Below are 7396 nucleotides of genomic sequence, written 5' to 3'. Positions count from 1 at the left end.
AGCGAGGCGGGACGTCCCACCACGCCACACCCAGCCGACCCTGCAGCGCATCGAGAATCAGCCACCCACGCCAGGCCGGTCGGTGGATCGAGGCTTAGCCTGAGTCCGTGGACGGGTAGTTGGTCGTTGGGTGTGTTGACGTAGGAAGTGCCTTCTGGGCAAGGAGAATCGGGAGTGCTGACGTCCTGATTCGACCGAGCCGAGAAGGCACTGGAAGTGAAGCTACCGCATTTGTGGTCCAAAGCCACGCCGTTGTTCGATGACGAGCGTCTGGTGTCGTGTGCTGGGTTGGTGCCGGTGATGGCGCTGGGCGAGCAGGCCGGGTTGTCGGAGTTGATCGAGCAGCGGGTGGCGCTCGGGGCGACGTGGGTGAAGTCGGCGGGGGTGAACCCTGCGGGGAAGGTGTCGTCGATCATCGCGGGGATGGCTGCGGATGCGGACTGTATCGATGACTTGCAGGTGTTGCGGTCCGGTGGGATGAAGCGCCTGTTCGCCGAGGTGTATGCGCCGGCCACGTTGGGGCAGTTCCTGCGCGAGTTCACCCATGGGCATGTCAGCCAGCTGGCCGCGGTAGCGCGGGCGCATCTGGTGAACCTGGTCGAGCGGGCCGGGCTGCTGGCGGGCATCGAGTCCCGGGCGTATGTGGACATCGACTCGTTGCTGCGCCCGGTGTATGGGCGCGCCAAGCAGGGCGCGAGTTTCGGGCATACCAAGATCTCCGGCAGACAGGTCCTGCGCCGGGGCTTGTCGCCGCTGGCCGCCACGATCAGCACTGAGCAGGGTGCCCCGGTGGTCGCGGGGATCCGGCTGCGTGGCGGCAAGACCGGCTCGGGCAAGGGCGCGGCCTCGATGGTCCGCGAGGCGATCGCCACTGCTCGCGCCGCCGGCGCGACCGGCGAGATTCTGGTCCGCGGCGACTCCGCCTACGGCAACAGCGCCGTCGTCGCCGTATGCCTCAAGACCAAGGCCCGGTTCTCGGTGGTGCTGACCAAGAACCCGGCGGTGTCCACCGCGATCGACACCATCGCGCCCGGCGCCTGGACCCCGGTGCGCTACCCCGGCGCCGTGCTCGACCCGGACACCGGCGAGCTGATCAGCGACGCCGAGGTCGCCGAGGTCGAGTTCACCGCGTTCGCCTCCACCAAGCTCCCGGTCACCGCCCGGCTGATCGTGCGCCGGGTCCGCGACCAAACCAAGCTCGACGAGCTGTTCCCGGTCTGGCGTTACCACCCGTTCTTCACCAACAGCACCGAACCGGCCGTCGAGGCCGACCTCACCCACCGGCGGCACGCGATCATCGAGACCGTGTTCGCCGACCTGATCGACGGGCCCCTGGCCCACCTGCCGTCCGGCCGGTTCGCGGCCAACCACGCCTGGGCGGTCTGCGCGATGATCACCCACAACCTGCTCCGCGCCACCGGCACCCTCGACGACACCCCTCACACCGGCAGGCTCGCGGTGGCCCGCGGGACAACCCTGCGCCGGCGCATCGTCAACGTGCCCGCACGCCTGGCCAACCCGCAACGCCGGCAGATGCTTCATCTTCCCGCGCACTGGCCCTGGGCCAAACAGTGGCTAACGATCTGGCAACACGTGTTCGGTCCCGCCACAGGACCACCAGCCACCGCCTGACCCACCCACCCGCCACCCCAGGCACAACCCGGCAGAACCCACGTGGAAAGGCTGGGCAGACCAGCCACCCAGCCACGCCCAACACCAGCCGACCCCGGGCACTCAGCCAGTTCACCTCAAGAACCCAGGCGATCCACGGAATCAGGCTTAGCAGCCTCCTCCTGGCCGTCGATGCAGCCGGCGTACACGTCCAGGAGCACCTTGACGCTGTGTCCGGCCCATTCCGCGACCTGTGTCGCCGGAACACCTGCGTTGAGCCAAAGTGTCAGGCAGGCGTGTCGGAGGTCGTATGGTCGGCGGGCCAGCAGTGAGAGGAACTGTTCCTTTGTGAGGGCCTTCTTCCGCGCCTTGGCCCAAACTCGGGTGAGCGTGTTCGGATGCACGGGGTTGCAGTAAGCCTTCAGCGGTACACGTCCGAAGCGGCCGACTCGCGTCACGAACAGTCGTCCGTCGGGTCCAGTGCCGAACTGCTCTAGGTGCCGCGTTAGCAGTGCAACTAGCTCTGGGCAGATCGGCACACTACGAGTGCTGTTGTCAGCGCGGTGCTTCAGCGGTCGCTCATCGCGAACCTCCCCGTTGTCACTCCACGCCTGCCCGGTTTGTTGAGTGGAGCCGTCAAGCAGCATCTCGCCCCACCCTTCCTCCGGCAGAGTTAGAAGGTTCGATCTGCGCAGGTGACGTACCTCCGCAGGTCGCATCCCGGCGTAGTACTCGCATCCGAAGTACGCCTCCAACGACGGGTAGATTTCACCAACGGCCGCCAGCAGCGAGCGGGCTTGGTCAGGGTTTGCGAGCACGCGGCGGTCAACCTTGTCATCGTGCTTCGGAGCCTTCCAGTTCACGGTCTCCAATGGATTCGTGTTGAAGAGCTTCAGCTCGACCGCGTACGCGATCGCTCCGTGGAAGGTCGCCCGACGCCGAGTGATGGTGCTGGCCGCAACGGCTTTGCCGTTCTGGCGCGTAGCCAGGGCATCGAGCACTCTGCGGGTTGTCGCAGCATCCTCGAACGCGGTCAGCTCGACGGTGTTGCTCGCCAGCCAGCGAATCACAGGGCGCAGATCTTCTGGAGGTTCCGCCTTCTCGACTGGGACACCGTTGCGCGCACTCTTGCTGAATGCCCAGCCGTGCAAAGCCTTTCGGATCGCCGCCTCGCTTGGCTTTCCTCGCTCGTCCTCGAAGAGCACGAGGGTCGCCTGTGTCAGCGTCTCACTGATGCCCCGCCTGTGCCCAGGGGAGATATGGGGCCACTTCGCGTCTACGTATTGGCACGCATGCGTAAACCAGTTTCGAGTGTAGAGCTTCCGCGCCATGGGGGCGGGAAGGCCTGATCTCTTGTCGAATGGCACACCCTCGCGCGCTGCTTTCGTCAGGCCTGCCAGGAATGTCTCTGCAAGCTTCTTGGTGGTGAATGTGTCGCCGAATCGCTTGCCGGCCACAGCCCAACGGGCCCGGTAGGTGGCCTTCTTCTTCCCCTTGTACTCCTCGATCTTGTAAATCCGGACGTCGTACGAGAGATCCATGTGAGTGCCGTCGGTCATGCGGCGTCCTCCAGAGTCTCGAGCCAGCGTTCGTAGTCGGCAGTGCGGATTCGGATGTCGCCGTTGGGCAGCTTGATGCAGCGGGGTCCCTTCTTGGCGGCCCGCCAGTCATAGAAGGTCGAGCGAGCGACGCCGAGGTCGGCGCACACGTCGGCGATCGTGAGATGCGCTCTCCCCCGGATGGGGGTTGCCGTGCTCACGCGGGTGTCTCCTTTGGGTCGAGGTGGCCCCTGACAAAACCGACAAAACTGACAGAACTCGGGGTTTTGTCGGTTTTTGTCAGGGGGTTCGGAGGGCGTCGGGGTGGACTTCGTAGGCGGTTGAGGGACGGCCGCCCTTGCTGGACTTCTCGGGTGTCTTGGGTCGGATGTGGCCGTGGTCGGTGAGGAGGGTGAGCGCGGGGTCGAGGTCGGCGGCGGTTGCGAATCTGGTGCGGCCTTGGAGGGAACGGAGGGCATCTCGTCGGGTGAAGGTGGGGTGGCCGTGTTTGGTGATCCAGGTGAGGACTTCGCGGGCGTCGTTTAGGTCGGGGTCGGATCGGCCCATGAGGTCGTAGACGGCGAGGGCGTGGTCGAGGTAGTAGCGGCCGACGTTTTCGGCGGCGCGCATGGTGTCGGCGGTGATGGGTCGGGCGTAGCCGTGGTGGAAGTTGTGGGCGAGGTGGAGGAGTGCGGCCAGGCGGACGACGGCACCGGCGAGCTTGGAGGCCCAGTCGGTGATGCCGGCGAGCTGTCCGGTCTGCGGGTGCAGCCGGGGTTCCAGCCAGTTCTGGAAGTCCAGCAGTACCTGTCCGGCGTCGGGGTCGAGGTCGAGTTGGTGCGGTTGGTCGTGGTCGGCCAGGACGAGTACGAGGGTCTTGAGCGCGTCGCGGTAGGTCGTTTCGATGTACTCGGGGACGGGTTCGGCTTCGTTGTTGCGGCTACCCACGGTGTTGGGCGGAACGCTGTAGAGGATCCGGGCCAGCACGCCGCGATCCCGGAAGCCCGGCTGTGCCGCGAGCCCTGCAAGGGTTCCGGGCTGCGTGGTGACGCCGAGCGTGAGCGCGGGCCGGTCGACGGTTTCGGACTCGCGGCCCTTGCGGTCGACTTGGAGCTTGTCGCCGGCGTGGCCTTTGAGGAACACGCCGAGGTTGGGTTGTGCGGAGTAGCGGGTGCCGGTGAGGGTGGCGAACACGTCGCCTTCGGCCGACAGGACGGCCATGCGGCCGCCGTGGGTGGCGAGTAGCGAGATGCATGATTCGGGCGTGACGTCGTCGGTCATCAGCCGGGGCAGCTCGGGGACGACGATGCCCGCGGCTTCCCTGGCGGCCGCGGTCGCGTCGGCCAGTGCCTCGTGCGGGTTGGCGGTGGCGCGTTCGGCCTTCTTGGCAAGGTCTTCGGCGCGTGCGATCGCGATGCGGGCGGCCAGCTCGGCTTCCACCCGCTGTTCTGCCGCGATCTCCCGCAGCGCGTCCTCAGCATCGGAGAGGGGTGCGGTCATGGCCCGGAAGACCGGCGACTTCCGGGAGCCGGGTGGTAGCGCGGTGACGGTGTAGAGGTTGACCTGTTCGACCCACGACCGGGTGACCCGAACCAGCACCTTGCCGCCGGCGGCCGTGGACAGGCAGGCCAGAGCCACGGACCCGGCCAGGTCGACCGGGGTATGTGTGGCTTCCGCGACCGCGTCGACCTGATCGGCCAGCCAGCCGGGGAACACCTGTACGGGGAAGGGCCGCACGAGCCGCTTCGTCTTCAGCGGCACCGGCGGGCCGTCCCACCCCTGAGCGGCGGGCGCCGAAAGATCGCGTTGCGGGTCCCGGGCACGGTTTTCGGTGAGCGCCGGCCGGATCGGGGTCGGCGGCACCGGGTCCCACGGGTCGTCGGGTGGCTCGGTGATCGGTGGCAGGGGCGGCAGCCAGTCGGGCAGCTCGGCAGTCACGCGGCGATCCCTTCGGCACGGAACCCGCCAGCGATGGCGGCTCGGATTTCGCGGGCGGTCTGTTCGGCTTGCTGTCCCACGTCGGTCAGCGCGGCGACGGCGTCGGTGTGGCTGATCGCACCGGCCGCGACCATCCGCGCAACGCCCCGCGCGGCGCCGTAGAGTGTCGTTCGGCGCTTGCCCTCGGGTGCCTGCCGGACGGCCTCCAGGTGTGCGGTCAGCAACCGTTCTGGGTGGGAGATGCCCCCGGCTTCGGTGGTCCGGATCGAGCCGGACGGCTGGGCGGGAGGAGTCGCCGGCGCGACGGGCAGGCATGCAGCGATCAGCGCGGAGGGCATCTCTACCGGCTCGCGGAGTCCCTCGCCCCACCGGTAAGGCTGGTGAGTGCGGTGGTGGATCGACGGCGGGAGCACGACGTACCCGCCGTCTGCCTTGATGTCGATCCCGGCCCGGTTCGGCATCGGCCGTGACGGGATCTCGCGGCGGGGGTGGCGGTAGTACAGGTGAACCCCACCGGAGCCGGTGCGGACCCACAGCGTGCGCGGCACCAGTCGGTGCGCCACCAGCTCCGCCAGGCTCACGTCTCCGCCGTGCGCGGGATCCACGTCGACCACCACCACCCCGGACACGGCACCGGTCCTGACCGCGAGCTGTCCGGCCGGTACGGCGGCCACGATCTGCGCGACCCGTTCGGGGTTGGTGGTGGCGGCATAGAACCCGTGGCAAGTCAGGTGCCCACAGGTCGCCGGGTCGTGCGGGTTGTCCCGGCAGTCGTCACAGTTGGCAACCGGCCGCTTGGAGCGACCGAGCATGAACACCGCCAAGCCGCGCTCGGTCGCGGCGACGGCGGCGGTCAGCAGGTCGTTCATCGGTGGTACCTCCTCGAGTTGGCTTAGGCGGCGGCCGGGTAGTTGGCGGCGTCGATGCACTCGATGCAGCGGCCGTCCGAAGTGGGAATGCAGTAGTCCGTGACGGTCCGACACAGCCCGCACGTGCGGCGCGCTTCCATCGCCTTGTCCAAGGCGTTGAGCTGCGCGGGTGACGGGACTCGGGAGGGCCTGGCGAGGTCGAGCCGGTACAGCCACGCCCACCGCTTCCCGTTGCGCCACACCAGCAGCGCGTACGGCTCCTGCCCGCCCGGACACATCCGCATCGCCCGCAGCTGCCGGCGGGTGGCCAGCCCTGCCGGCGCCCACCGGAACCGGAACACCCGCGTGCCGTGGTGGTCCCAGCCGAGAGCCTGTTGGCCGTTCCACAGCTCGATCCACCGCGCCGCGGCCGGGTGCAGCGTGGCGCGGTCCAGTGCGTTGGTCATGCCACCTCACCTGCTCGCGAGCTCGTGTGGTCAACGGCGTCGATCCGGCGCGCAACCCACTCGAAGACCGGGACGGCAACCGAGTTTCCGAGCTGGGCGTACCGGTCACGGTCGGACTGTGGGTCGCCGTTGGAGGTGGCGGTCCAGCCGTCCGGGAACCCCTGCAGCCGTTCGGACTCCAGCGGCGTCAGCCGCCGGGGTCCGGTGTGGGGCTGGACGACGTAGGTGACCATCGAGGGGTCCTGTTTGTCGTTGCCGCCGTGGCTCACGAGCGAGTGCGCGTACGGCGGTGCCCAGGTGGTTAGGCCGCCTCGGTCGGCTGCGTCGCGGTGGCCGCGACGTGTTCCAGTGCTGCCCGCAGCGGTGGTGGGAGGTTGCGTCGGCGGCGCGTCGTGCGGGTGAGGATGCCCCGGCACACGGTCGGGTTCAACGAGTACGCGGACAGGTGCGGTCCGGTCTCCAGAATGTCCGACAAGGACGAGTCGGCGGCGTCGGTGGGGTACTCCGAAACCGCGACCGTCCAGCACCCGCCAGGCACTGTCCATCCCGAGGTCGGCCAGGTCCGCGAGGACTCGTCCGAAGTCGCGGCCTGAGTTGACGGACAGAAGGCCAGGGACGTTTTCGCCGACGAACCAACGGGGACGAAGGTCACCCAGCAGTCGCGCGACGTGCACCCACAGACGCGAGCGTGGATCTGCCAGGCCGCCACGACGGCCGCGAGATGAGTTGCCCTGGCAGGGCCATCCGGCAGCGAGGACGGTTCGGTCGGGAACAACTCCAACTGCTCTGAGGTCATCAGCGGTCACCTCCGTGAGGTCTTCGCACAAGACGGTTGCGGGGAACCGGTCGGCCAACACTCCGCGTGCCTGCGGGTCGATCTCGACAGCGGCGCGGGTGGGAATGCCAGCGCGGTGAAAGCCGAGATCGATACCGCCGATCCCGGCGCACAGCGACACCAGATGCAGCGGCTCAACGGATGCAGTCACGGCGTTCT

Annotated in this window: 7 protein-coding genes; 1 reads left to right on the top strand and 6 read right to left on the bottom strand. The window is 68.1% G+C overall.

Translation table 11 applies throughout. The features are described from left to right. The first annotated feature begins 216 nt into the window (after window positions 1-216). On the top strand, window positions 217-1632 hold the full coding sequence (locus tag AB0H36_RS43365; protein ID WP_360537152.1) for an IS1380 family transposase: 1416 nt from the start codon (window positions 217-219) through the stop codon (window positions 1630-1632). Between the two features lie 116 nt (window positions 1633-1748). On the opposite strand, the gene AB0H36_RS43360 is transcribed toward AB0H36_RS43365, so the two are convergent. The 6 genes from AB0H36_RS43360 to AB0H36_RS43335 all read right to left on the bottom strand — a co-directional run bounded on the left by AB0H36_RS43360 (window position 1749) and on the right by AB0H36_RS43335 (window position 7358). Beyond that, window positions 1749-3170, bottom strand: a complete 1422-nt coding sequence (locus tag AB0H36_RS43360; RefSeq protein WP_360537150.1) for a tyrosine-type recombinase/integrase — start codon at window positions 3168-3170, stop codon at window positions 1749-1751. Next, window positions 3167-3370 (bottom strand): helix-turn-helix domain-containing protein, encoded by a 204-nt coding sequence (locus AB0H36_RS43355; protein ID WP_360537148.1) that lies wholly within the window; start codon window positions 3368-3370, stop codon window positions 3167-3169. The genes AB0H36_RS43360 and AB0H36_RS43355 overlap by 4 nt, the downstream gene beginning before the upstream one ends. A gap of 79 nt (window positions 3371-3449) precedes the next feature. Further along, the gene (locus tag AB0H36_RS43350; protein ID WP_360537145.1) at window positions 3450-5087 is read right to left on the bottom strand and encodes a YfjI family protein; all 1638 of its coding nucleotides are present in this window, start codon (window positions 5085-5087) and stop codon (window positions 3450-3452) included. After that, window positions 5084-5956, bottom strand: coding sequence for a bifunctional DNA primase/polymerase (locus AB0H36_RS43345; RefSeq protein ID WP_360537143.1), 873 nt, complete (start codon window positions 5954-5956; stop codon window positions 5084-5086). Before AB0H36_RS43345 ends, AB0H36_RS43350 begins: the two co-directional genes overlap by 4 nt. Window positions 5957-5979: 23 nt before the next feature. Beyond that, window positions 5980-6402: an RRQRL motif-containing zinc-binding protein gene (locus tag AB0H36_RS43340; protein ID WP_360537141.1), complete on the bottom strand. Its 423-nt coding sequence runs from the start codon at window positions 6400-6402 to the stop codon at window positions 5980-5982. Next, window positions 6399-7358, bottom strand: coding sequence for a DNA cytosine methyltransferase (locus tag AB0H36_RS43335; protein ID WP_360537156.1), 960 nt, complete (start codon window positions 7356-7358; stop codon window positions 6399-6401). Before AB0H36_RS43335 ends, AB0H36_RS43340 begins: the two co-directional genes overlap by 4 nt. Window positions 7359-7396: the final 38 nt, after the last annotated feature.

It is taken from the genome of Kribbella sp. NPDC050820, assembly GCF_040653975.1.
Classification (GTDB): Bacteria; Actinomycetota; Actinomycetes; order Propionibacteriales; family Kribbellaceae; genus Kribbella.
Note: the sequence above shows the minus strand (reverse complement) of the source record. Positions and strands in the feature narration are given on the sequence as shown.

What these genes read in the sequence shown, in the direction of transcription:
- AB0H36_RS43360 (WP_360537150.1), bottom strand. Translation starts at nt 3,170, where the DNA reads ATGACCGACGGCACTCACATGGATCTCTCGTACGACGTCCGGATTTAC.
- AB0H36_RS43345 (WP_360537143.1), bottom strand. Translation starts at nt 5,956, where the DNA reads ATGAACGACCTGCTGACCGCCGCCGTCGCCGCGACCGAGCGCGGCTTG.
- AB0H36_RS43340 (WP_360537141.1), bottom strand. Translation starts at nt 6,402, where the DNA reads ATGACCAACGCACTGGACCGCGCCACGCTGCACCCGGCCGCGGCGCGG.